The 23,597-nt window shown below is 47.5% G+C and carries 24 protein-coding genes; 14 read left to right on the top strand and 10 right to left on the bottom strand.

From position 1 onward, the window contains the following. Positions 1-38: 38 nt before the first annotated feature. The 9 genes from PCH01S_RS18780 (at position 39) to PCH01S_RS18740 (ending at position 10,992) form a co-directional block, all read left to right on the top strand. Complete coding sequence (locus PCH01S_RS18780; protein WP_042231769.1) at positions 39-410, top strand: winged helix-turn-helix transcriptional regulator; 372 nt, start codon at positions 39-41, stop codon at positions 408-410. Positions 411-631: 221 nt separating this feature from the next. Then, on the top strand, positions 632-4,309 hold the full coding sequence (locus PCH01S_RS18775) for an AAA family ATPase (RefSeq protein WP_042231766.1): 3,678 nt from the start codon (positions 632-634) through the stop codon (positions 4,307-4,309). After that, on the top strand, positions 4,306-4,749 hold the full coding sequence (locus tag PCH01S_RS18770) for a hypothetical protein (RefSeq protein ID WP_042231763.1): 444 nt from the start codon (positions 4,306-4,308) through the stop codon (positions 4,747-4,749). Before PCH01S_RS18775 ends, PCH01S_RS18770 begins: the two co-directional genes overlap by 4 nt. Before the next feature lie 209 nt (positions 4,750-4,958). Then, positions 4,959-5,393, top strand: coding sequence for a hypothetical protein (locus PCH01S_RS18765; protein ID WP_255246855.1), 435 nt, complete (start codon positions 4,959-4,961; stop codon positions 5,391-5,393). Between the two features lie 209 nt (positions 5,394-5,602). After that, on the top strand, positions 5,603-6,199 hold the full coding sequence (locus PCH01S_RS18760) for a DinB family protein (RefSeq protein WP_042231755.1): 597 nt from the start codon (positions 5,603-5,605) through the stop codon (positions 6,197-6,199). A 169-nt stretch (positions 6,200-6,368) separates the two neighbouring features. Further along, on the top strand, positions 6,369-6,779 hold the full coding sequence (locus PCH01S_RS18755) for an EVE domain-containing protein (RefSeq protein ID WP_241688873.1): 411 nt from the start codon (positions 6,369-6,371) through the stop codon (positions 6,777-6,779). Between the two features lie 374 nt (positions 6,780-7,153). Beyond that, positions 7,154-7,831, top strand: coding sequence for a response regulator transcription factor (locus PCH01S_RS18750; RefSeq protein ID WP_042231751.1), 678 nt, complete (start codon positions 7,154-7,156; stop codon positions 7,829-7,831). Beyond that, positions 7,828-9,195 (top strand): HAMP domain-containing sensor histidine kinase, encoded by a 1,368-nt coding sequence (locus tag PCH01S_RS18745; RefSeq protein ID WP_042231748.1) that lies wholly within the window; start codon positions 7,828-7,830, stop codon positions 9,193-9,195. Before PCH01S_RS18750 ends, PCH01S_RS18745 begins: the two co-directional genes overlap by 4 nt. Positions 9,196-9,288: 93 nt before the next feature. Next, positions 9,289-10,992, top strand: coding sequence for a S41 family peptidase (locus PCH01S_RS18740; RefSeq protein ID WP_042231746.1), 1,704 nt, complete (start codon positions 9,289-9,291; stop codon positions 10,990-10,992). Between the two features lie 75 nt (positions 10,993-11,067). On the opposite strand, the gene PCH01S_RS18735 is transcribed toward PCH01S_RS18740, so the two are convergent. Further along, entirely contained in the window at positions 11,068-11,634 is a 567-nt protein-coding gene (locus PCH01S_RS18735) for a DUF4062 domain-containing protein (RefSeq protein ID WP_042231744.1), read from the bottom strand. A 186-nt stretch (positions 11,635-11,820) separates the two neighbouring features. Between PCH01S_RS18735 and PCH01S_RS18730 the strand changes: the two genes are divergently transcribed. Next, positions 11,821-13,029 (top strand): hypothetical protein, encoded by a 1,209-nt coding sequence (locus PCH01S_RS18730; protein ID WP_042231741.1) that lies wholly within the window; start codon positions 11,821-11,823, stop codon positions 13,027-13,029. 262 nt (positions 13,030-13,291) lie between these two features. Here PCH01S_RS18730 and PCH01S_RS18720 read toward each other — a convergent pair whose 3' ends face one another. From PCH01S_RS18720 to PCH01S_RS18710, 3 genes are all read right to left on the bottom strand, one after another. Then, positions 13,292-14,629, bottom strand: coding sequence for an MFS transporter (locus PCH01S_RS18720; protein ID WP_042231739.1), 1,338 nt, complete (start codon positions 14,627-14,629; stop codon positions 13,292-13,294). Positions 14,630-14,659: 30 nt separating this feature from the next. Then, positions 14,660-15,376 carry a purine-nucleoside phosphorylase gene (gene deoD / locus PCH01S_RS18715; RefSeq protein ID WP_042231736.1) on the bottom strand — a complete coding sequence of 239 codons (717 nt, stop codon included), beginning with the start codon at positions 15,374-15,376 and terminating at the stop codon, positions 14,660-14,662. A 208-nt stretch (positions 15,377-15,584) separates the two neighbouring features. Continuing rightward, positions 15,585-16,328, bottom strand: coding sequence for a GntR family transcriptional regulator (locus PCH01S_RS18710; RefSeq protein WP_042231734.1), 744 nt, complete (start codon positions 16,326-16,328; stop codon positions 15,585-15,587). Positions 16,329-16,557: 229 nt separating this feature from the next. Between PCH01S_RS18710 and PCH01S_RS18705 the strand changes: the two genes are divergently transcribed. Further along, positions 16,558-17,001, top strand: coding sequence for a cell wall hydrolase (locus PCH01S_RS18705; RefSeq protein WP_042231732.1), 444 nt, complete (start codon positions 16,558-16,560; stop codon positions 16,999-17,001). Positions 17,002-17,264: 263 nt separating this feature from the next. On the opposite strand, the gene PCH01S_RS18700 is transcribed toward PCH01S_RS18705, so the two are convergent. After that, positions 17,265-17,690: a hypothetical protein gene (locus PCH01S_RS18700; RefSeq protein WP_042231730.1), complete on the bottom strand. Its 426-nt coding sequence runs from the start codon at positions 17,688-17,690 to the stop codon at positions 17,265-17,267. A gap of 157 nt (positions 17,691-17,847) precedes the next feature. Then, positions 17,848-18,291: a MarR family winged helix-turn-helix transcriptional regulator gene (locus tag PCH01S_RS18695; protein WP_042231728.1), complete on the bottom strand. Its 444-nt coding sequence runs from the start codon at positions 18,289-18,291 to the stop codon at positions 17,848-17,850. A gap of 109 nt (positions 18,292-18,400) precedes the next feature. On the opposite strand from PCH01S_RS18695, the gene PCH01S_RS18690 reads away from it, so the two are divergent. Together PCH01S_RS18690 and PCH01S_RS30545 are read left to right on the top strand one after the other, a co-directional pair. Continuing rightward, positions 18,401-19,321: an alpha/beta hydrolase family protein gene (locus PCH01S_RS18690; RefSeq protein ID WP_042231725.1), complete on the top strand. Its 921-nt coding sequence runs from the start codon at positions 18,401-18,403 to the stop codon at positions 19,319-19,321. 53 nt (positions 19,322-19,374) lie between these two features. Beyond that, complete coding sequence (locus PCH01S_RS30545; RefSeq protein ID WP_129112441.1) at positions 19,375-19,602, top strand: hypothetical protein; 228 nt, start codon at positions 19,375-19,377, stop codon at positions 19,600-19,602. Positions 19,603-19,927: 325 nt separating this feature from the next. On the opposite strand, the gene PCH01S_RS18685 is transcribed toward PCH01S_RS30545, so the two are convergent. After that, positions 19,928-20,452, bottom strand: a complete 525-nt coding sequence (locus PCH01S_RS18685; RefSeq protein WP_042231723.1) for a hypothetical protein — start codon at positions 20,450-20,452, stop codon at positions 19,928-19,930. 397 nt (positions 20,453-20,849) lie between these two features. Next, positions 20,850-21,542 carry a YetF domain-containing protein gene (locus PCH01S_RS18680; RefSeq protein ID WP_042231720.1) on the bottom strand — a complete coding sequence of 231 codons (693 nt, stop codon included), beginning with the start codon at positions 21,540-21,542 and terminating at the stop codon, positions 20,850-20,852. 203 nt (positions 21,543-21,745) lie between these two features. Here PCH01S_RS18680 and PCH01S_RS18675 point away from each other — a divergent pair, with 203 nt between their 5' ends. After that, a complete protein-coding gene (locus tag PCH01S_RS18675) occupies positions 21,746-22,243 on the top strand; it encodes an SMI1/KNR4 family protein (protein ID WP_042231717.1) in 498 nt (165 codons plus the stop codon). A 202-nt stretch (positions 22,244-22,445) separates the two neighbouring features. On the opposite strand, the gene PCH01S_RS18670 is transcribed toward PCH01S_RS18675, so the two are convergent. Next, the gene (locus PCH01S_RS18670) at positions 22,446-22,937 is read right to left on the bottom strand and encodes a hypothetical protein (RefSeq protein ID WP_042231714.1); all 492 of its coding nucleotides are present in this window, start codon (positions 22,935-22,937) and stop codon (positions 22,446-22,448) included. Between the two features lie 163 nt (positions 22,938-23,100). Continuing rightward, positions 23,101-23,475 carry a DUF3139 domain-containing protein gene (locus PCH01S_RS18665; RefSeq protein ID WP_042231712.1) on the bottom strand — a complete coding sequence of 125 codons (375 nt, stop codon included), beginning with the start codon at positions 23,473-23,475 and terminating at the stop codon, positions 23,101-23,103. Between the last annotated feature and the right edge of the window lie 122 nt (positions 23,476-23,597).

Below are 23,597 nucleotides of genomic sequence, written 5' to 3'. Positions count from 1 at the left end.
AGAAACCTAAGGCGAGTAGGGAAGTGGAGGGTATATTCATGTCTACCTTTTGTAAATTCGAGACGGCGTTGGAGATCCTTGTCGGGAAATGGAAGCCGGTTATTCTGCTTCGCCTTTTTTCAAACGGAACCATGAGATTTAGCGAACTTCAAAAAGCGATACCGGATATAACTAAAAAAATGCTGACCCAACAATTACGGGAATTGGAGTATCACGATATTGTTCACCGTGAGATCTATCGCCAAATTCCCCCCAAGGTGGAATACTCCATCACAGAATACGGTAAAGGTATGGCAACCATTTTGCAGGCGTTAAACGATTGGGGAGTAGCCCATGTCGAGCATTTAAATGAGTTATACGGTACGAATCATTCAGTGGAAACGCACAAAAATGATGCAATGGACAAATAGATATGCTAACGAGGAACGATAGTTGAATCATCGATAGAAAGCCGCCGATTACTACGGTGGCTTTTTGTGCGAAAAATGGGGAAAGCCTCTAAGTTGAAGCGACTGTGTTAATTCGCCATACATTCACCTTTTCCTGATCTGCTGAAAGCAAAAGTAGCGGAGCCATAGTATAATATAGGAAAAAAAGAAAGAACAGCAGGCCGCAGGGGGTAACGGGAAGTATGAGAATCAACCGAAGAAGTATGTTGAAAGCGCTCAAATTTCTTTTTCCTGAGTATCAACTCGTTGAATTGGTTCGGGAAAAAGGATTTATCGCCAAAAAAGAAGAACCTCCAGCTCCAACGAGGCGAGAGCAGCCGACGCAACAATATCATGCAGGATCGGGAGCCAGAAGTGCAGGTCCGAGCTATTCCGAGCAGGCAGCCGCAGGGCAGAACATTTCTTCATCGACTTCCCGACCTGTTCAGAATCGAGCACATACGTCGCAGGAAGAAGGCCGGAATGAAGCGCAGAGCGCTCTATCTCCCAAGCAATTGGATAAACTGTTCCGAGAAGTGGAAAAGAACGTAAATAGTCAAGTGATCGGACAGGCATTCTTCGTAGACGATTTGATTGCGGGATATAAACAGGGATATATGAATGGGCGCCAGAATAATAAGCCAAGGAATGTGATCTTACTGGCTGGGGCCCCTGGTACGGGCAAAAAAACAGCCTTGGAATGGCTGGTTCGGGAGATGCATGCACGCCGGCTAATCTCCAGGCCACAACTTGCAGAAATTGATTTACAGCGTTATGAGGCGGATGAACTATCAGGAAATTTTATTAGTGATATGGCGGAGGCTTTCCAGCACTCCGAGGGTACGGTGTTATTTCAGGGGATCAAAGGGGCTGACCCGGCTATTATCAGCCTGGTCGCTAAGCTTGCCGCGGAAGGCAGCTTCCGAACCAAAGAAGGAGTTCGCATAAGCGCCGACGATTATTTCATCATCTTCTATATCGATGAACATGCAGAGAGAGAAAGCGAATATGGCCAAGTTCCGTCCGTGCTGGCAAGGCATCTCCCTACCTCTATCTTGCAAACCATCCTTGCGGCGGCAATATCTTCACCGTTAGAGCAGGAGACGATGCGGCAGATCGCCGAGATCTTGCTGGGGAAAGCGATAGACGATCTGTCAAGGGATATGCAAACAGAGATTACCGTCCATCCTTCCACGTATGAGGCGTTGGCCGATATAGCCGCAGCAAACAAAACGTTCGGCGAGGCAGTGCAGCACTGGATTGATAAGGAGCTTACTGTCGTATTGTCCGGTTTGCGGGCCCGTAATGAGATTCGTGGCAACGAGAGCGTGCGTATCCGTTTCAAGAACGATTCTTTTTTTGTGGAGTCGAATTCTCTTGAAATTCCGATCAGAGCACTATCTTTCGTTCGTCAGGAGTCGATTGACGATGTTCTGAAAGAATTAAATGCGTTAACGGGTCTGGAACCCGTGAAAAAGTTTGTCTATGAGCTCATGGAGACGGTTCAGGTTAACAAGCTGAGGGCCAGGGAAAGCGGAGGCTCTGTGGCGATGTCGCTTCACATGGTATTCGCCGGGAATCCCGGAACCGGCAAAACGACGGTCGCCCGCTTAATCGGCCGTATTCTGAAGGCGCTCGGATTGCTGCCGCAAGGTCAATTGATCGAAGTGACGAGACAGGATCTTGTAGGACAATATGTGGGCTCTACCGCTCCGAAAACGATGGCACAAGTCAATGAGGCCTTGGGAGGCGTATTGTTCATCGACGAGGCCTATACGCTCGCTCGTCACGATCACGATACGTTCGGCATCGAAGCGATCGACACGATTGTTAAGGCGATGGAGGATCATCGAGATCATCTGGTTGTTGTGCTGGCGGGGTATACCCAGGAGATGGAGACTTTTTTGCGATCGAATCCAGGTTTGCGTTCAAGATTTCCATTCATCGTGGAATTCCCCGATTACAAAGCGGCAGATATGCTGGACATTATGATTCAGATGGCGAACAAGAATGGTTTCCGGATAGAAACGGATGCTTATGAGGGTTTGATCGAGCTGTTCGATCAACGGCAAATTCCTGGCCGCAATGACAGCGGCAACGGCCGGCTTGTCCGCAATTTGTTCGAGGAGGCTGTCCGCAAGCAAGCGACTCGGCTTAGAGGGCTGATGTCAGGGGCAACTGCAGATACAGACTTGCAGTTATTGACAGGGGTAGACTTTGGGATCGGAGAGAAGGAAGCATTTAATATCGAAAATGAGCTCGCCGGAATTGTCGGATTGGAGAAAGTCAAACTATTCGTCCGAACGCTGGAGAAACAGCTTATTGTTGATCGAAGGCGGAAGGAAGCCGGGATTCATGTCGATACCGGCCAGACTCTCAACATGATTTTTTCGGGCAATCCCGGTACGGGCAAGACAACGATGGCACGGCTGGTGGCGGGGATGCTCCGGTCCATGGGCTATTTGAAAAAAGGACATCTCGTTGAGGTGGATCGATCTGATCTGGTAGCGGAGTACGTCGGCCAGACGGCCAACAAGACCAAGCTGGTTGTCGAATCTGCTCTTGGAGGCGTGCTTTTCATTGACGAAGCCTATGCGCTTGCGCAGGATGGCGTGCAGGGCGGGGGCTTCGGTAAGGAAGCGATCGATTCACTGGTTCGTCTTATCGAGCTTCATAAAGACAATCTGGTTGTCATTTTGGCGGGATACACAGAAGATATGCAGAGGTTTGTTCAAGTCAATCCGGGTCTGTCCTCGCGCTTCCCGCTACAGATCGAATTTCCCGATTACACGGCCGAGGAAATGCAGCAAATCGCCTCGATTATGGTGAAAGCGCGAGGTTTTACCCTAGCTCAGGGTGTGTCCGGTTTGCTCGAACCCTATTTTAATGAGAAGCAAATCCCGGGTAGAAAGGACGGAGGCAACGGCCGGCTCGTCCGCAATACGCTGGAGGAGGCGATCCGCAAGCAAGCGGAGCGATTGGCCGATCACCCGGATATTTCGGCGGATCAGTTAAATGAGCTGACTGTGGAGGATTTTGGACTGTCGGCACATGTAGACCTCGCGGAGAAGCGGGCGAATGCGCTTGGAGCGCTCAATGACGTTGTCGGTCTGTCCTCCGTTAAGGAATTTGTGAGAAGCCTATCGGCTCAAATTGAGGTGGCCAAGCGCCGTCAAGAGATGGGGCTGCCCAAGGCTTCCGCTCAAGCTCTCCATATGGTATTTAAAGGAAACCCGGGAACCGGCAAGACGACCATTGCCCGTATTTTGGCCCAACGATTTAAAGAACTGGGCGTGATCAAGGCCGACACGCTGGTAGAAACCGATCGGTCCGGCCTGGTTGCCGGTTATGTGGGGCAAACCGCGCTCAAGACGAAAGAGGTTATCGAACGCGCTCTTGGCGGGATCTTGTTTGTGGATGAGGCCTACGCTTTGGCGGAAGGGGATCAATTCGGGCAGGAAGCGATCGATACGCTCGTCAAAGCCATGGACGATTACCGGGACAGGCTCATCGTTATATTGGCCGGCTACGACGAAGATATGGAGCGCTTCTTGAACCGCAATGCGGGGCTCCGCTCCAGGTTTCCCAATATGATTACATTTCCCGATTATACAGCCGAGGAAATGCTGCAAATTGCGCGTTTGCTGGTGAAGGCGCAAGGATATGTGATCGCCCGGGAGGCCGAAGCTTCGCTACTCTCCATTTTGGAGACCTATGAAGGAGATAAGACCGCAGGCAATGGACGGCTCGTTCGAAATTTGGTCGAGAAAGCGATTCGAGGCCATGCCTTGCGTATGAGCAAGAAAGCCGACGCCACAGCCGAGGAATTATCCACTTTGATGCCTGAAGACTTTCAAGGAAAGACGGGGGTGATGGAATGAAAGTCCTAAAATGGTTGCTCGCCATCGTTTTTTATCATTCCTTCATGTTCGGGGTCATTATCGCTACGCTTTTTATGCCTTTCATAATATACGGTGACATAAAGAAAATTCTAATTAACGAGGTTCCGGTCGCAAGCGGCGGTGTGATCGTAATAAGCCTTTTGGCTTTCTTTATTTACTTGGCCATGAGAAGTAAATTTTTAGGTATCCCCTATCGTAAAATCACGATCTTGCTTCCAGCCCTGCAAATGCTCATTTATACCAGCTTCGCTCTATCGGTAGGAGTCATAATTCTTAACAAATGGGCGGACGAGGGACTTTATTCCAAAGGATGGGCCATTACGCTTCTGCTGCTTGCGATTGCGGCTATCCGATTATGCATGTCGCTGCTGTACTGGAAGTACCCGGTTGTTCGGCGGACAAATCGATATAAGGAATAGTGAGGAGAAGGAAATTGGCAGATCACCGACAAGATGAGCAAAGACCGAAGTCAAACACACCCAACCAATATGAGCTTCGACAAAGGGAAAATGATGATGTCTCTATGGAATATACAGGGGCGTCAGACAATCGTAAGTCATCTTCTAACGGAAAAAAAAGAAATAAGCATCGATTTTGGATCGGAATTACGGGGCTGATCACGTTTGGGATGTTCATGTATTTCCAAGGTTCAACCGGCAGTATAAAAGATGTTCAGTCAAACGGGATCGGCAAAGGGATGAAGGCGGGTATCCAGCTAGCCGCGGCCGATGATTCGGCGGGACTTGAAGCCAGGGATTTCAAGATTGAGATGAAGAAAAATACGACGACAAGCCGTATGCTGATCTGGGACTTCGCCGCGGAAGACGGTGATGTCGTTACGGTGAAGGTGGACGGCAATATCCTTCAAGCGAACATAACTATTATGCATAGCCCGGTGGCGCTTGATATTCCGATTCCAAGTGCGGTTGAGATTATAGGTGTCAAGGACGGCGGAGGCGGGATTACATACGGGGTTAAGTTCCCCGGAGCCGTTCAGAATAACGCTTATTTCAATGCGGCGCCGGTAGGCTCCTCTAATGTCTATACGATAACCGGACAGTAGTTACGCCGGACTACAACCATTACCGACTTTCATGTCATTAATGGTTGTTTTTTTCTCAATCTATCCTTTTCGCCGATAGACGCGATACGGTCTGCGGGAACGAATGCGTAAGGAAATTGAAAAGATGCTTGAACGCTACTGACAGACTGGTGTCAGTAGCTTTGTTGTATGCTGGAGTCAACTTAAGCAAGAGGGAGTTGGATTCGGTAATGAATACGAAGGAAATGTTGCGTAAGTTCGAGGAGACGGTCAGCGGCTATATTCGGGAGTTGGACGGCGTCAGTCTTGAGCAGCTGCTGTGGAAGCCCGCGGAAGACGAATGGTCGCTCGGTCAGATGCATGTGCATCTGATCAATTCCGCACAGTTTATGCATTTGCGGAATGTCGCGATGTGCCTCGCGCCGAACGGCAACCCGGCAGTTTCTTCGACGGGAAAGACGAAGCCGGGGGAGGAAGTGTTCGGGGCGGGAAGCTTTCCGCCGGATCGCGTCCAGGTTCCCCCATCACCTCAATACACACCGCCGCAACCGGAAGGTAAGGAACAACTCGTGGATGGGCTGCGCGACACGGTTCGTAGGATGACCGAGATCGAACCGGCGGTCGTGGCGGCGTTTGATCCGGTTGCCCAAGCAATATCGGAATCAGGAAAGGATACGGATTTCGAGCTCGTGCGAAATACGGTTGTCCATCCGCGATTCGGCGGATTGAATGCGCTCGAATGGTTCCAACTGATCGAAATGCACTATCGCCATCATTTGCTGCAGAGGAAGCGTCTGGATGACGCCTGGAGGGCAGCGCATGTGTGAGGTCAGGCAAGGTACTGGAAAGACCCGAAATGCCGACGCTATTCTAAGCGGCGTGGATAGGGAGCGGGTGAGTCCGTCTACTCCTGGCCCAAAGGAGGGCCTGCCGGGTGGCTGTCCATTCCCGAGCGATGGGGACGCCGGCCCGGAAAGTGGAAAGCAGCGCTATTGGATCGGCGTCGTCTCGGCATCGCACGTGCAGCGGGGGGTACAGGGCGGCTTCGCCCAGATGTGTCACGGCAAATCTGCGCCGCTGCGCAGGATGCAGTCGGGGGATTGGCTTGTGTACTATTCTCCTCGTACCGAGATGGGAGGCGGGGAGCCACTGCAAGCGTTCACCGCTATCGGCCGGGTAGTGGACGATCATGTATACGAGTATGCGATGTCCGCGACGTTCGTACCCTTCCGCCGGAACATCGAGTATGTTCCCTGCCGGGAAGCGAGGATCGTGGACTTGCTCGACCGGCTTTGCATTACCCGCGGCAAGCGGAATTGGGGATACCCGTTCCGTACCGGCCACTTCGAGATCGACCGTGAAGATTTCTTGACCATCGCGGAAGCCATGCACGCGGACTTAGGATGAGAACGGACCCGGTTCCCCAGGCGTATACCCACCTCTCGGGCTGGTTAGTCATCTGCCTTATTTTGCGGGAGAAACAGTATGTTTGTGCTGCCGCGAGCGAATTTCGTTATGGCCGTCTTTGCTTAGCGCATTTACAATGTAGAGCTGCAAGTTACAGGGGGCGCGGAGAAAAGAATTGTTTCACGTGAATCACTTGGATTGCTAGGAGCTGTCGCGCCGCGATAGGCTCCTTTCTTATTTTTCACCGATAGACCCGTTAATCTCAACGGCTTAAACCGATTCCCTCGTTTACATTTTTTACATGGTATAATTCCTTCAAAAGCTCACCAACTCTCCTAGAGTAAGGTGAATGATCGAAAGGGGATCATCCGGACATGACCCAGATTCTTGTTGCAGACGACGACGCGCATATTCGCAAGCTCATCACCTTGTATTTGAAGAGCGAAGGGTTTGACACTGTCGAGGCGGCAAATGGGATCGAGGCGCTCTCCGTCATGGAGAATTCGACCGTCGATACCGTGATTCTCGATATTATGATGCCGCATATGGACGGATGGGAATTGTGCAGGGAGATTCGTCGCCTCTATCCGGAGATTCCGCTGCTTATGGTAACGGCCAAAGGAGAATCGGGGCAAAAGGTGAAAGGCTTCCAGCTCGGCACGGATGACTATGTGACTAAGCCTTTCGATCCCTTGGAGCTTGTGATGAGAGTAAAAGCGCTGCTAAAGCGTTATCGAATCGTTTCCTCTCAGATCATTCAATTAGGCGGAATCGTGTTGGACCGGCGGGCTCACAAAGTGATCCGTGAAGGCAAAGAGCTCATTTTGCCGTTAAAAGAGTTTGAACTTCTGTTCAAACTGGCCTGTCACCCTGGACAAATATTAACCAGAGAACAGCTAATCGTGCAAATTTGGGGGATGGATTACAAAGGCGACGACCGAACCGTCGATGTCCATATTAAGAGAATTAGGGAGCGTTTCGCCGAGGATGCCGAGCATTTCCGCATCGAGACGGTCCGCAGTCTCGGATACCGGCTAGAGGTGAAGAAATGACAAGGTCTCTATACGTCCGCGTCGTGCTAACGTTTTTGGCTGCTATGGGAATAGGCCTGCTTGTCTCCGTTCTGGCTGGGCTCGCCCTATTCGAGGAAAAAATAGACCGGATCGGGCAAAACGATTTGGTAGCCGCGGGCGAGGAGATCATTCGCGTCTACGAACAGACGGGGCCGGCAAATTTGGATCGGTTCATGGAAAGCATGGTGAAGCTGACCTCCTATTCCGTTCAACTATACGCCGGCTCTGGAGCCATGAAATCCTTCAAGTACAGCTCCGACACGGACGATCTTGCGATTTCGCAGGAATCCATTCGGAAAGTAAGGGAAGGTGAGATATACCGATCTTCCTCCAAGGATAAGGAGACGTTCATCGGGCTGAAGTTCCAAATCGGCGGTGAGCGTCACGCCTTATTTTTGCGGCCCTCATCCAAAAACGAATCGACCCTCATTCACTTGATGCTAGCCATTCTTTTATTAGTTCTGGTTACGGGAAGCATCTGCATTCTCATAGCCGCGATCTATGTTGTAAAACCGATCAAGACGCTTACTGCCGCGACTAAACGACTTGCGAAGGGCGATTTCGACGTGGAATTGGGAGTGAGGCGCAAGGACGAGCTGGGAAATTTGGCTCGAAGCTTTAACGAAATGGCGGTTGATCTTAAGCAATTGGAGCAGATGCGCCAGGACTTTGTCTCGAATGTGTCGCACGAGATTCAGTCTCCGTTAACGTCTATATCCGGTTTTGCGAAAGCGCTGAAGGACATGAATGCAATTGCCGAAGACGAGCGCATTCAGTATCTGGATATCATCTTGGCGGAAAGCGGCCGATTATCCAGGCTCAGCGATAATTTACTCAAGCTCGCGTCCCTCGATTCCAATCACCATCCATTGGAGTACGCCACGTTTAATCTGGATGAACAAATCAGACGGGTTGTCGTGAACTGCGAACCTCTATGGTCAGAGAAAAACATGGATATCGATCTGGATCTGCCTCAGGCTGCCGTAATAACGGCCGATAAGGATCAGCTCAATCAAGTATGGACGAACCTGCTCGGCAACAGCATCAAGTTTACGCCGGAAGGCGGACTCATCCATTTTCAATTAAGGACTCGCATGGACGGATATTCCGTGACTTTATCCGATTCCGGGATCGGTATAGCACCTGAACAACTGGGCCGCGTTTTCGAGCGTTTTTACAAGACGGACCGGTCCCGGAATCGCAGCGGCGGCAGCGGCCTTGGACTCGCTATCGTCAAAAAAATTGTCGCTCTTCACCAAGGCGATATTTATATGGAAAGCAAAGTCGGACAAGGTACGAAAGTCGTCGTTCATCTGCCCGCCATTCCGCCTGACAAATCGTAAACCGGTTCACGCTCCGTTCATATTTCTCCCTTACTCTTTCCAATGTATCGCAGCGGTGGCTGCCAGGAGAAAATGAATGGGAGGAGACGGGAAATGAGCGTTATCGGTACGATCGATTCGGTAAAATGGCTGACGGTTTATGAATTGATCATGTGCATCATCAATTTATTCGTATTGACGGTTTACGCGGTACCTATCAAGAAGTATTACAGATGGTTTGATTTTTTACCCAGTGCGGGTGTGCTCGCGGCCATTGCAAGTGTCCTGTCCGGGGACATGACCCTTCTGGCTCTGATCATCGAGTCGCTGACGCTACTCGTGTTTTTATGCACAATTAGGAGACTGTTAAAGCCTCAAGCCTGGACGGCTCCGAAGAAGAAAGCATTCAGGATCGTGAGGAACGTAATTTGCGTATGCGGAGCTGCTCCCATTGTATTTGCGTTAGCAAACGCGGGAGTATTGCGGTACAACCCGGTTAGCGATTTTAGCGGCATGAGCTACTCCAAGGCGTTCGTCGCCATGAACGAAAGATTGTCGCGGGAATATCCGTTCGGGGAATGGAAGAACATCGACTGGAATGAGCGCCGAAGCAAGTACGAGCCAATCTTCAAAAGGGCCGAGAAAGACAAAGACTCCGATATGTATTATAAAACGCTAAGAGAATATCTGTTTTCTCTGCGGGACGGACATATCAAAATCGTTAACGATAATGTATACGATGGGAATGCGGTATTTAAAAAGGAAGTTGGCGGCGGCTTTGGACTAAGCACCGTTCAGTTGGATAACGGCAAAGTTCTCGTAAGTCTGGTTTTGGAGAACAGCCCCGCGGCCAAGAGCGGCATGAAGCTAGGTGCGGAAATCGTCGCCTGGGACGGAAAAACGGGGAGGGAAGCCTTCGGCCGGACGACATGGAGTGAGAACAACATGGCTACGGATGAGGTGAAGAGGTTCAATCAGGGACGATTTATGGTGCGTGCGCCCATCGGCAAAGAAGTACAAGTCGAATTTCGCAATTGGGGGGAGTCCGAACCTACCCGAACGAAGCTGACGGCTTATGACGATCAATTCGAGACGCTGAAGAAGACGAAAACCAAACTCACCCAAGCCGATCTGGATGCTTCCCCCATTGAAGGGAAAATTCTTGAAAACGGCTATGGATATGTGAAAATCAAGCATTTTCTCCCCAATTCAAACGACACCTCACCTGAAAAAAGCCTGGCGGACCTATTGAAAATGTTCCAGGATAAGCACGTAAAAGGGTTGATCGTCGATCTGCGGAACAATCCGGGCGGGGACGATCAGCTTGCCGCCGATCTGGCCGGTTTCTTCGTCAAGGAGATGAAACACTATGAATATGTCAGTTATTACAACAGATACACGGGGGAGTTTGAACTGAACCGGAATGAAGTCGTCAAGGTCAAGCCTGCAAAGCCTTATTTCGACGGGACAGTGGCCATCTTGATCAACGGCAGAACCGGAAGCTCGGGAGAAGGGCTGCCTCTTGTTCTAAAAGGCATACCCAATGTCAAAATCGTAGGGTTCACCTCAACGGCCGGTTCGTTCGGACTCATCAGCAGCCCGATCGAGATCAAGATGCCGGAAGGCTATGTCCTCCAGTTCCCCGATGGAAGGTCGCTCAATCAGAACAAGAAGGTCCAGGGAGACGCGGACCAAACAGGAGTGGGGGGCGCGGTTCCCGATATCAAAATCCCTCTAAATGAAGAAACGTTCAAAGAAAGCGTGATGGACGGGCAAGACGTCGAGTTGAAGTATGCGATCGAAGCGATGGAGAAATAATCTCCGCATGGAGTTGGCGGAAAACCGCGCCATCGCCGAGGTCATTGGCTGCTATCGAGACCGAGGACGTGGTACTCATTTCTTTTTCTCCAACTCCGCCTTTAATCGTGCATTCTCTTCCAACAGCTTTTGAACGTCCGGGACATCCTTGCCGGAAACCCAGCCATACAAATCGTTTCTTGCTGCATACTCCGGCAATTGATCACGAAGTACCATTTTAATGTGCCGCACATCTTCAACGTAATAGATAGGGATTTGTTCCATGACCGATTGCTTAAACTCTTGAAACTTCCGATAGTATTCAATTGCCGCGAAGTCGTATGGCTTTTGTCTTAATGCTTCATCTGTGACAACAAAAGCAAATCTAGGTTTGCCCGTTTCTCCGGCATACTCATACTCCCAATGCGTATAGCTCTTGGATTCATCAGGAAGCGTTAAACCATAGAATCCTCCGAGAATCAGGATATATACATCGGACTCGTCAATCCATCTCTTCCTGATGTTCACCGGACTTTCCTTGAAAAATTGCTCGATTCCAGCAGGAATATGACCGGCTTGAAGTACGGCTTCAACAGCGGTATGTCTTTCCTCAATAAGATCGTTGAAAGTAGACGATATGTAAATTTGTAGTTTTTTTCTCATAGGCTCACCCAAATTAAAGATTTCGTATAAATAGAATCTACTACTCTCTCGCTTTATTTGTCAAAATTGACCGGGCTGTGAACCGTATCATAAGTAGGGATAGGGGAAATTTGGATAGAAGTGATACAATGGGGACATCGGAAACCTAAACCGTTTTGATAGGGTTTAGAAGAAAGGATGATAGAAATGCCGAATGATGACCAAGCTCGTCCTCCCGCCGGTTCGATTAAAGAAGATGGCCGTTATCCCATCGACCTGACAGGTCCGAGCAGTCACACTCTTGTCAGACAAAAAGGTGTGGGCAGTCTATCAATTGGACCGTCGCATTTGGGGAAGAAGGCAGACCTTCACGTCGCGCCCGATTCGCTTATCGATTGGACCGTATTCGATGCGTTTTCCACGCCGGCGGGCTCGCCCTGGCCGCGATTTCTGCATTATACAGGAAGCGACGCAGGCTTCTTTGACTGGGCGCAGAAACGACCCATTGAAGAGATGACGTGGGCTCCGATCTTATCTGAAGACACGGTGGTGAATGCCAGTCCGTCCATTTTGCACGGCTTGACTATCGAGTTGGGTCCGTCCGGAGGGCATCTGAACTTAAAACTTCCGAGGAAGCCTTTCCGTTTGAACGTGTCCGGCGATCTATCACGTTTCTCGGCCACTGGCAATATGCCATCCTCTCTGACACTAGCGCCGCGCACCGGCAGACGCAAGAAGGATACCCCCTTCTTGATGCCCGACCTAGGTGAATTGCACCAGGTGACGAGCCTAGCGCTGCAGAACGCGCCGCTGGGACAGCCCATCTCGCTAGAGTGTCTGGACCGGTTCCCGAACCTAGACTCACTGAGTTTGTGGGGGAACTTCTGCGACTTGGACTTGTTGGCCCGGCATACCGGGTTAACGAATCTGGAGCTGCGCTTCATGCCTGATCTGGAGGACCTCCCGTCCTTGAACGTGTGGCCGTTGCTTGACCGTTTTATCGCATACAATGTGGAAGAGTTCACGGGTAAGCGTCTGAAGCAGCAAATGAAAACGCGCGCTAAAACCCGCCCGTGGACCGGCCATGCTTCAGTGAGCCAATTGCGAAAGCCTGAGTGGTGGTCGACCGAGTTCGGACGCCCGTTCTCGTCCTGGCCTAAACGTCTGGCCAAGCTGGCTAACGAAGCTTACGACGTTGCACAGGAAAATTTAGCACAGGCCCGCAGCTTTGCCGATGCCGAGGCGGTTATTACCGCTTTCACTTTGCGTTTTAATACGCTCAAAGGCATCGAAACCACCGAACGAGAAGACCTTGGGGAAGCGGTTTGGCAGCTTAGCCAGTCCGATCACCTGATTGGTCAGCCGATAACGGAAGAAATGGCTCAAAGCTGGTTCGATGCAGCGCGCGATTACTGATTGAAATGATCATCACGGTCGGCCCAACTGTCGAACCAGATTTCAGTAAGCCCATCATACGTGGGTTGCGGATAGTCCTCGGCGGTAATCGGGTGAGACACCACATATTTTGGGACATACTTCTTGGCCTCTGGGATCGAGAAAAAAGCCGAGCAGGAGAATGATAGGAGAACGACTTCAAGAGCGCAGGAGATATTTAAAACGCCCAAAACACCTCCAAAGAGAAGGTGTTTTGGGCGTTATAAGCCACAGGCATTTTTACTTATTTGGGCTCAGTAAGTCGGCCTACAAGCAGCCCGTACATCAATAGGGCGAACAAGGTAATTGCAGCAAGGATCCATAACACCGTTCCAAAAGATACTACATCCATTAGAGACGCGGTATAGGTGATGCCTATAGAAACGGCCACATTCAACACCAAGTTGTAGAATCCAATGGCTGTTCCCGATCTTTCTACGGGAATGGAACGTATGCATGAATCAAGCATAGGTGCGTACATGAATGCGAATGACCCTGAGAACAGCAGCATGGAGAGAACATATACAATAACCGAGCCTCCAATAAGGCCGGGCAAAGCCAGGCTGCATACGATAATGAGCATAGCAATGGAAACCGCTTGCTTATTGGTCAATACTTTTGCTATTTTTCCCGACAGCGATCCAACCAGTATCGCCGTTACATAACCCGGTATCAGCAGCAGCGAGATCGTGTCGAGCTGAAGATTATACATTTTCTGAAGCAGGAATGGGAAAATAAAGATGTAGCCTAGTTGAACGGAATAAATCACAAAGGCGATGGCAAGAACGGCTGCAAACCGTTTATTTTGAAAAAAGGAAATCCCGATGAACGACTTCTTACTCTTGGTGATATAGCCAAGAAAAAGTCCTGCTGCGGCTGCGAAGATCACAATAAAGATCCAGTTGAAATCCGTTAAATACATCATGACTGAAGTGGCAATGGCGGATATTAGAAGCAGTCCGATAAAATCAACATGACTCTTCCGAGATTGTTCCTTCGGCAAATATTTAAGAATGAAGGGAAGCAGAATTAAGGACAGCAGCGGGATTAAGAATAACGTGGACCAACTTAAATAGGTGGACACGTAACCCCCGGTAATGGAACCGATAACAAGAGAAAGCGAATAACTGCTTGTGCTGAGACCCAGGAACTTTTTCTGCTCCTCTTTGGGCAGGTGTTTCGTTACATAGATCACATATAAGGTTTCAGCCGCGGCCAGGCCTGCTGTCTGGATCATACGGGCAATAATAACGAGCAGATAAGAGTGTTGAAAAATAAAACCGATAATGGAACCGATGCAGATTAAGATAATCCCTGCACTCAGCAGCTTTCGGATACTGATCGTGTCGGCCAAAGAGGCATAGATGACAGCGCCGATTCCAATCACAAGTCCCGCTAATGAGGCTTGCCAGCTAACCGCTGCTGCCGAGATTCCCAGATCATCGGCTATAGCTACCGAAACCAACTTGAATGAGTTATCGACGATCAAGGCAAAAACGAAAAAGAGCAGAATGACAGGCACTGCCCTTTTCGGCTGAAAGGCTGGGGTAGTTTGCGGTGTTTGTTCAGTTCTAGTAGCCATTAGCCACATTCCTTTCTTGGAATGGAATGATTAAGCAAGTTCCAGTGCAATTTCCATCATTTTAGTGAAAGCGGTCTGTCTCTCTTCAGGAGTCGTGGATTCATGTCTAAAAATATGATCGCTGATCGTCAAGATACACAGTGCGTTAACGCCCGCATGGGCTGCGTTCATATACAGACCTGCAGATTCCATCTCGGCGCATAGAATGCCCATTTCACTCCATCTCTTCAGTGCCGTCGGATCCGCATTATAGAAGATGTCACTGGAGAGCACATTGCCTACATGAACCTTCTGTCCCTGCGCATCCGCTATTTTCTTGGCTTTTTCCAACAGCTCGAAGGATGCCGTAATCGAATAGTGACCTGGGAGATTGTACTGGTGCCCATAATTGGAATCGGTTGCAGAACCCATTGCGAAAACAATATCATACAGGTTCAAATGATCTTGAATCGCCCCTGCGGAACCAATTCGAATGAGATTCTTAACACCGAATACATGAATCAGCTCCCATGAATACAGACTCATGCTCGGAGTTCCCATTCCCGTTCCCATCACGGATATTTTTCTACCCTTGAAAGTTCCCGTGTAGCCCAGCATACCGCGGACTTCATTGAACTGGACGACATTATCCAAAAAGTTCTCCGCAATAAACTTCGCTCTTAAGGGATCGCCCGGCAATAGAATCGTCTCGGCGATCTCTGTTCCACCAGGTTGAATATGCGGCGTTTCTTTAGGGGATGTACTCATTTTAAATCTCCTTTTCTTTACATATTGGTATAGTTGTATAGTAAGTTGTCTAATTGGTACACGGATAAAGTACCATACATCACATTCCTTTATCAACTTATTTTTTCTGGATAATTTTCTAATGTTCTATCTCTTTAGGCGGTCCTATGCAAAAGGGCAGTGATCTCTCCTTTATGGAGAAACCACTGCCCTGCATTTCTATTATGTCCTATTTCTTCGAAGCGTTGATCACAATCCGGCTAAATTCTTTAGGAATATAATATTTATTGTATACAATGGGGTACTGTTCGTTTACATATAGACTTTCCAACAGCAAGTCACACCCCTCGTCGGCATCAAGTTCAAATTTTTGAGACGAGGTATTCATCACCGTGGAATGCTTAACCTCCACCGTTGCAGAGTTAGCCAACTCATATATCTTATTCTCAAGCATGTCCAACAGCTGCTCTTCATTTTGGAGGTCCAGATTCAATTCCGTTACGGCCTCAATTGCCATAAAGGTAAATCCGAAAGCCACCGCCTGTCCTTTACTCATATACCAACGCTCAACGGCTACCACAGCCGTGGCTTTCCTTTTCAGGACCTCTTTGGTGTAGTCACTCTCCAAGTCCAATCTGAACTGGATGTCGACATGGTCAATGTCCTCTGTATGGCACTTATAAATAGGGTTTCCGATTTTATCGAGCCCATCATTTCTCTGCACCATTCGAGATGGGGTAACAAAGTTTCCTTTACCGTGAATACTCTTTACCAGCCCGTCATCCTGCAAGAGAGCTAATGCTTGTCTTAACGTCATTCTGCTTACGTCGAACATTTTGGCAAGTTCAGGTTCAGTAGGCAATTGACTATTGGAGGGGAACACACCACTCATAATTTTTTTGAAAAGTTCATTGTATACGGTAAGGTATAGCGGTTTTTTGGCTTTGGCAGGATGTTCCGGCTTTACTTCCATCGGTCCACACACCTATTCTCTAAATTCATCCGTTAGAGCCTATTATAGCACACCCGTAATCGTTGAGTTTGGGCGGGTCTTCCTGCCAAAAGTTGATTCTTAACCCAGGCGGAAAAGGCGGCTATGAGGTGAAATAGCGCTTGTTTATTTTATTAAATGGCCTGCCCAGAGTAACACATCTGCTCCCCCTACAATATGATGAGTCTAGGAAATCTAAAGAGGTGATCCAATGGCAGTCGTAAAAGCCAGGGACCAGGATATTAATATGTTGGCAAGGTTGCTTCGAGCCGAAGCTGAGACCGAAGGTGAAATGGGCATGCTCCTTGTTGGAAATGTCGGCATTAACCGAGTGAGAGGGAATTGCTCCGATTTTAAAGGAATCCGGACAATTCCCCAAATGATCAACCAGCCGCATGCGTTCGAAGCATTGCAGCATGGTCTGTATTATCAAAATGCAAGAGATAGGGAACGCCGTCTGGCACGGCGGGCTGTGAATGGGGAACGGAATTGGCCAGGTAAATTCTCCCTGTGGTATTTCCGTCCGGGAACGTTCGAAAATCCCGGACCCTGTCCGGAAACTTGGTATAATCAGCCGCTCGCAGGACGATGGAAGAAGCACTGTTTTTATGAACCGACCGCGGAAGAATGTGAAAATATATATAATACATTTTAAACTTTATCTCATTAAGTGCCGCGTAAATCGCGGCTTCTTTATTATTCTGAGGGAGACAAGTCTTGGTTTACAAAAGGCCATCCCGCTAAGGATGGCCGTATAACGTGCCGTTACAGACAGCGCGGGGAACCCTGCCATAATGGAAACAACGTCAAAAATGCCTTGAACGTACACGCCAATTTATCGTAGCGGGTCGCAAGGCGACGGTAAAGCGACTTAAAGGCTTGGTGCTGTCACCTTCGTGAAGGACAGGGAGCCGCAGATTAGTTTCTGGTTTTAACAGCCAGCCCGCTAAATGAGATTGGCCCTACAACATCTACTCTTGTATTTGCAGTGCGGTTTTCCGCCGTGACTGTGTAAGAATGAGTACCTGCTTTTACATTTCTATCTTCAGCTTGGAAGGTAACGATATAATTTTGCTCTGAACCCGTAGATTCGATACCTTGCTGTGTGTTGAAAATTTCTGTATTACCGCGAAAGACTCTGAAGAGAATTTGCCCAATGCCTGTGACGCCTCTGACACCAACGGATGCCACCAAATCTACCCGGTTCGGTTGAGAATTCGCCGGAATCCGGATCGGGATTGTTGCTATGCCGGATTTTTGCGGGGAACGTCGAATAGTAAACGATTTGGCCGGGTTGAAGCGACTACGCGGCTGGACGGCCGCTTTATCAAGGATGCGTACCACAGTATCAACTCCTCTTTTTTAATGCTCCAATTTATGTAAGAGGAAGAAGGAATGACTGGGCATATTTAGGATGACACGCAGATCTGTGTTTTAACCCTAACTTGGGCAATTCTTTTCGAGGAAAAGTATCAGCTACCGGAGAGCAATACATGACTCTTTAGCCCCTGTTTTTTGTTCTTTCCGCCAGCTTAGTAATCGATTCAATGTCTTGATCGGTTAATTGATCAAGAAAATGTTTGCGTATTGCCTTGGAGACGATGGGACGGGCATCATCCAATGCCGATTTTCCAACGGTAGTGATGATGACTTGAACACCGCGATCTGTGTCTAATGGTTTCCTCATCACAAGTTTGCGTTTTTCCATCCGCGTCAGATGATGTGACAATCGACTCTTATCCCAGTCCATTGATTCGGCCAGCTCCTGTTGGCGAAGGCTGCCGTCCCCCAGAAGGTCTAAACGGTCCAATATCCCATAATCGCCCTCTGATAGTCCGGTGTGCTCGGACATCTCTTTTATTACGCGACCGAAGATGCTGTGAAAGGAGCCTTTCCACATATACCATAATCTCAATTCTTCTTTGTTTAGTTCGCTCTTATCCATGGGAACATAATAGCATGGTTGACGTGTCAACTTCAATATGCTACAGTTGCTTTGGGTTGACACGTCAACCTAAACTGATATTGAGAAGACCAAGAAAGGAACATTTATTATGGAAATGAACGTAAGTACTTCTACTCCAGTCATCTCGATAAAGCCGGTAGTGCTGTCAGCCCCGGGCCGCGGTGAGGATTTGCAAGTGCGGGTATCAGCGCCAGCGATGGGGAGCCAATTGCCTATTATTATTTTCTCGCATGGCTTTGGTTGGTCGTTGGATGGCTACGGTCCGTTAGTCGACCACTGGGCCGCTCGTGGCTTCGTGGTCATTCAACCCACCCATCTCGACTCGAGGACGCTGAATCTTCCTCCTGACGATCCCCGTACACCCCTGATCTGGCGTTTCCGCGTCGAAGACCTGAAGCTCATCCTTGACCAACTTGATCATATTGAAGCTTCCGTTCCAGGCCTCAGCGGACGTCTCGATCGAAGCCGTATTGCCGCAGCCGGACACTCGTGGGGAGGTCAAACGGTCAGCATGCTGCTCGGTGCGCGCGTCCTCGATGCCCACGGCGAACCGGGAGAGAACATGTCCGACTCGCGTATCAAGGCGGGCGTATTGCTTGCCACGACCGGACTGGGTGGGGATGACTTGACTCCGTTCGCGGCAGAGCACTTCCCATTTATGAACCCGAGCTTCTCCGACATGAGGACGCCGACCCTGGTGGTGGCGGGGGATCATGACCAATCCCTGCTGTCCACTCGGGGGCCGGACTGGTTCACCGACCCCTATTTCCTGAGTCCAGGCAGCAAGAGCCTGCTCACCCTCTTTGGGGCAGAACACTCTCTTGGCGGAATTGCCGGGTACAACGTCGCGGAAACTACGGACGAGAACCCCGAACGAGTTGCTTTGCTCCGGCAGCTCACGTGGTCTTACCTTCGCGATGCGCTCAATCTCGACGATTCCAGCTGGCTGGCAGCCCGGAAAGCTCTGGAGGAGAACGCCAATCCGTTAGGTCGTATCGAATCCAAGTAAGAACCTGAAAGGCGTGATCAAAGCGAATCAAAGAAAGGGCCATCCCGCCAAGGATGGCCCAAAAACTTGCCGTTATAGACAGCGCGGTGAGCTGTATCATCGATAGTGGTAACGCCAAGTCCAAAGGTAAAACCGAAGTTTATTTGCATTTAGCGAATGGTGAAGTTGTTGCAGGAACATCATTTCCAGTTATGGATGAACCTCTAGCCGGCGGAGCCTTCTCATTAGCTATTACGCCAATTAGTTCTGCCTTCTGTCAGGTTATTACTCTAACGGAGTAAACATCGAAGACCACCAATATCGGTGGCCTTCTTGCTGCTGAAAATAAATAATGTCCTTCATGATAAAGGTCTTATTGACGCTATGTGGAACATGGCGCAGCTTGTCCTCGGGCATAAAAAGATCGGCATGGATCAAAAAGGATACAATTCATACCAAGACATGCCAGCTATATAAACAGCCCCCAAAATCATCAGCGATATACCGAGCTTCCTTACCTTACTTCTTAGTCTCAGTTCATACTGTTGATCTGTTTCTCCAGGTTGCTGCACTCCTTTAACTCCTCTTATATCCTAACTTTATTTTAAAGTAAGCTGTGAATGCTAATTATTTACTAATAGTTAAGCTGTCTTGAATGTGCTTGAAAATAGATGGGTTTTGTTCAAAATAATCTCTTGGTATATCCATTGAAACCTCCAGTACACGATCAACATCATCGATGACTATAATTTGCACGACCTGATCAGGGAGTTGAGCATTTTTAATTGCGTTAAAGTTTGTTTTATAGGTCAACACAGTCATATTTTTATTGAGCTTCGTTTCATCACTCAGTGCAAAGATACCTTTATATGTGTTCTTTTCCCAGTCAATGAACTTGCTTTTATACACATTTCTTGGATAAGGGTACGAATAAATATAAAAAAATCCGTACTTGTCTTTTCCGAAATCTGGTTTATACGATATTTGGTCTTTAGAATTTTCTATCGGAGTTTGGGTCCACTCCTTAGGAATACTGAACTCCAATCCATTAAACGTTACAGTCTCATAATTACCTGATTTGGACTGTGAGTTGCAGCCGACAATTACTACTCCTGTAATAAACAAAAACAATAAAACCTTTAATCTCCTCATAATTCATTTATGCTCCTTCGCTTCCTTGTTAAGAAATCCTTCAAATATTAATTATCAAACAGAACAGGTATCCCCGCCATGAGAGACATCAGCCCGAGTGAAGTCAACTGCCAAAAGAATTAAAGTATATATCGGCATGATAGAAGTAAATATTAACCTCATTTGTGATAGTATACTTCTAAAGTAAATCACCCCCTTTTTCTTCGTTGCCGAAGCACTTGCCGCGGTGAACCGTATCATAAGTAGTTGCAAGTTTTGTGCGATAGCATGATGTGGTACCTTGAGAAAGGGCTTATGCTTGCAGAAGTAAAAGCCCCTCCGTTTTTTTAGTTGAGAGGGGCCAATTCTAAGGTTGTTGAAGGTTGGGTTGAACTCAAGTAGTCGCTGCCGGGTCTTTTTATGGCATCGAATCCTGGTATTTGTCGATATAGAGCGTCCCGTCCAATTGGAGCTCTGCGTAAAATACTTGATCCAAAGAATGAATGCCGGCTTTCTTTAATTGTTGATTGAGCCAGGCAGCGGAGACATCCATTTTGATAAGATTTTTTTCTACGATTTTGCCGTCAACGATAAGTTCAGTCGGGATTTTTTGAACAGGCGTAACGGTTGCTTTTATATCTTTTTTTGTTGCAGGCAGTAGTTCTTCTTTTCTCAACACACTGAGTTTACCGTCAGGTTCCAGAATTGCAATTTCGACTTCTTCGGGCGAGAAGACATCCTTGTTCCGAAGCAGCATGCTTAAATCGTCGATGTTGAGGTGCTGTTTAGCCAATGCCTTTTCCAAAATCATTCCTTTTTTGATGAGAATCGTAGGCTGGCCGTCGAGAATCTCACGAGCTTTGACGGAGCGCAATCCGGTCAATGCGATGATGAACGTCAAGAGCGACCATAAGACCAAGCTGGATATTCCTTGCAGCAGCGTGATTTGTCTGTTGACGATAATTTCCGCAGTGGTGGAGCCGAAGGTGATCCCTGTTACATAATTGAAAAACGTTAGATGTCCGACTTGTTTTTTACCGAGCAGACGCGTCAAAACGAGTAGAGCAACGAAGGACGCTGCCGTACGAAATAAAATTTCTCCATATGTCATGTGCTGATCTCCTTGCATAACAGATAGTTTAGATTGGACTTCATTTCCATCTCTTATACTTGTTAAGCGAAGGAATCTAATGAACACGAACGGCTGGACGAAAGAGCGTTAAGCTGACCGTAACCAAAGTGACGGCGAAAATAATGTTGTGGGAACCTAGGAAAATGGGGTGGGCGCGTGGAATATTTTAGGGGGTGATGAATATGGACAAAAAAATGGGCGAATTTATTATTTGGGCTAAAGAAAACGGTTGGGATATAATCGAAAAATCCGGGTTTCAATTAAATTTAGATAGCAGCATTGTATCTAGATATAAAGAAATCCCAAATGAATATTTGAATTTTTTAAGTGTGGTTGAAAAATGTATGACACCAAATGAGAAGACTTGGTTTATTTGTGAGGATGAGTTCAATAATAGTTCGGATATCGCGTTTAAATGGAATGAATATGAATTACTCAGTTTAGAGGCAGCGGTGAATGACGATAGTTGGAAATCGGAAATAACTGCGTGGTGGGATCATTACTTGCCGATAGTTATGTCAGTTGACGGTGGATATTCCTTCTATGCGATTGATTTAACCCATGATAAAGGTGCTATTGTACGCGGCTATGAGCCCGAATTCGAAGAAGTTGATAAAGTGGCCAATACTCTTGAAGAATTTTTGGGATTAATTATGTCGAATTCAATAGAGTTCCAGTGATAAATAAAGGTATATCTAATTGCCCATAGCGTGTACTAACGGGAGAGGCGGTCTGCTTTACGCAAAAACACCTCCCGCTATTTCAGTCTAGTAATGAGCTCGACTGCGTGATATTTATTTTTTTGTGCGATAACAAAACAACTATGAAGAGATCAAAAAAATGATTCTTCATAGTTGTTTTTGTTGTTTTAAATTTCCTGGATTAATACGCTGGAATATCTAATTCTTTACGTAATTCTTTCACTGTTTTTCCTTCTTTTTTTAGATAAGCTTGTTGTTCTTGTTCATACCTAGCAATTTTTTTCTCAAGCTCTTCAGCTTTCTTCAGATACTTACTATCTTTTGTCTCTTCCGCCATGTGTTTTAGTTCACTTACCGAATCCTTCATACCAGCGATATAACTTTTAAGTTGATTTGCAAATTTAGCTTCACCATCGGGATCAGCAATTTGCTCTTTTTTTGCTACTTCCTTACCTAAATCCTTGGGTTCTTTACCAGCTCTAACGGTAGCCTCAATTTCTTCTGGTGTTTGATTCGGCATCTCGTTTAATTTCTTTTTATTTGATTCAAACGCTGACTTTAAGTTATTCAGATTTTTGATGGGGTCTACGTCCCCGAAAGCTACTCCGGCGGTTAAAAGACTGCATCCGATAATACCTACAGTGATCGCAATGACAGTTAATTTTTTTTTCATTATTGTTCCCTCCTCGTTGGCGTCCGGCGCTCCTGCGGATCGCTGCGCACGCCTGGCCACTATCACGCGTCCCCACGATCCGGGAGGACAACGAACCAAAGTGAAACTAAATGCTTAATATTCTCAACGACCAACTCTAAGTTAAAACCATCCCCACTAGTTCTCATTTAAGTTGTTCCTTAACATTAGGTTCGATGTGCTTATACTCGTAGTTTTGATCAATGAAACGAGTAACACTTAATTGAAATACTTTATCTTCTCCTTTTGAAGGAAGAATGGAGTAATACTTTTTTGACCCATAGCAGTAAGTTACATTCGGTTCATCAGTAAATATAACTACAACTTGATATACAGGCTGAATTGATATCTTACCATCAATTTTTTGGATTTGATGTTCTTCGTATCCTTTGGATGTTAGATAACTTCGTACTTCATTTTCTAATTTTTCAGCTCTCAAATTCATAAAGACAATAATAGACCCTATGAATAAAAATAATAAGCTAATTACTAGTAGAATAGTTCTTTTTATAATCCTCATGATAATCCCCCAGAGTATTGAGAATGGTTTACATAGATCGAACCATTCTAATCCTATCTAAAACAATATACAGTATTTTACCAAATATGTATAATACAAGAGTGATTCGCAATTTCGCTTTT

The organism is Paenibacillus chitinolyticus NBRC 15660 (assembly GCF_000739915.1).
GTDB classification, from domain to species: Bacteria; Bacillota; Bacilli; order Paenibacillales; family NBRC-103111; genus Paenibacillus_F; species Paenibacillus_F chitinolyticus.
Note: the sequence above shows the minus strand (reverse complement) of the source record. Positions and strands in the feature narration are given on the sequence as shown.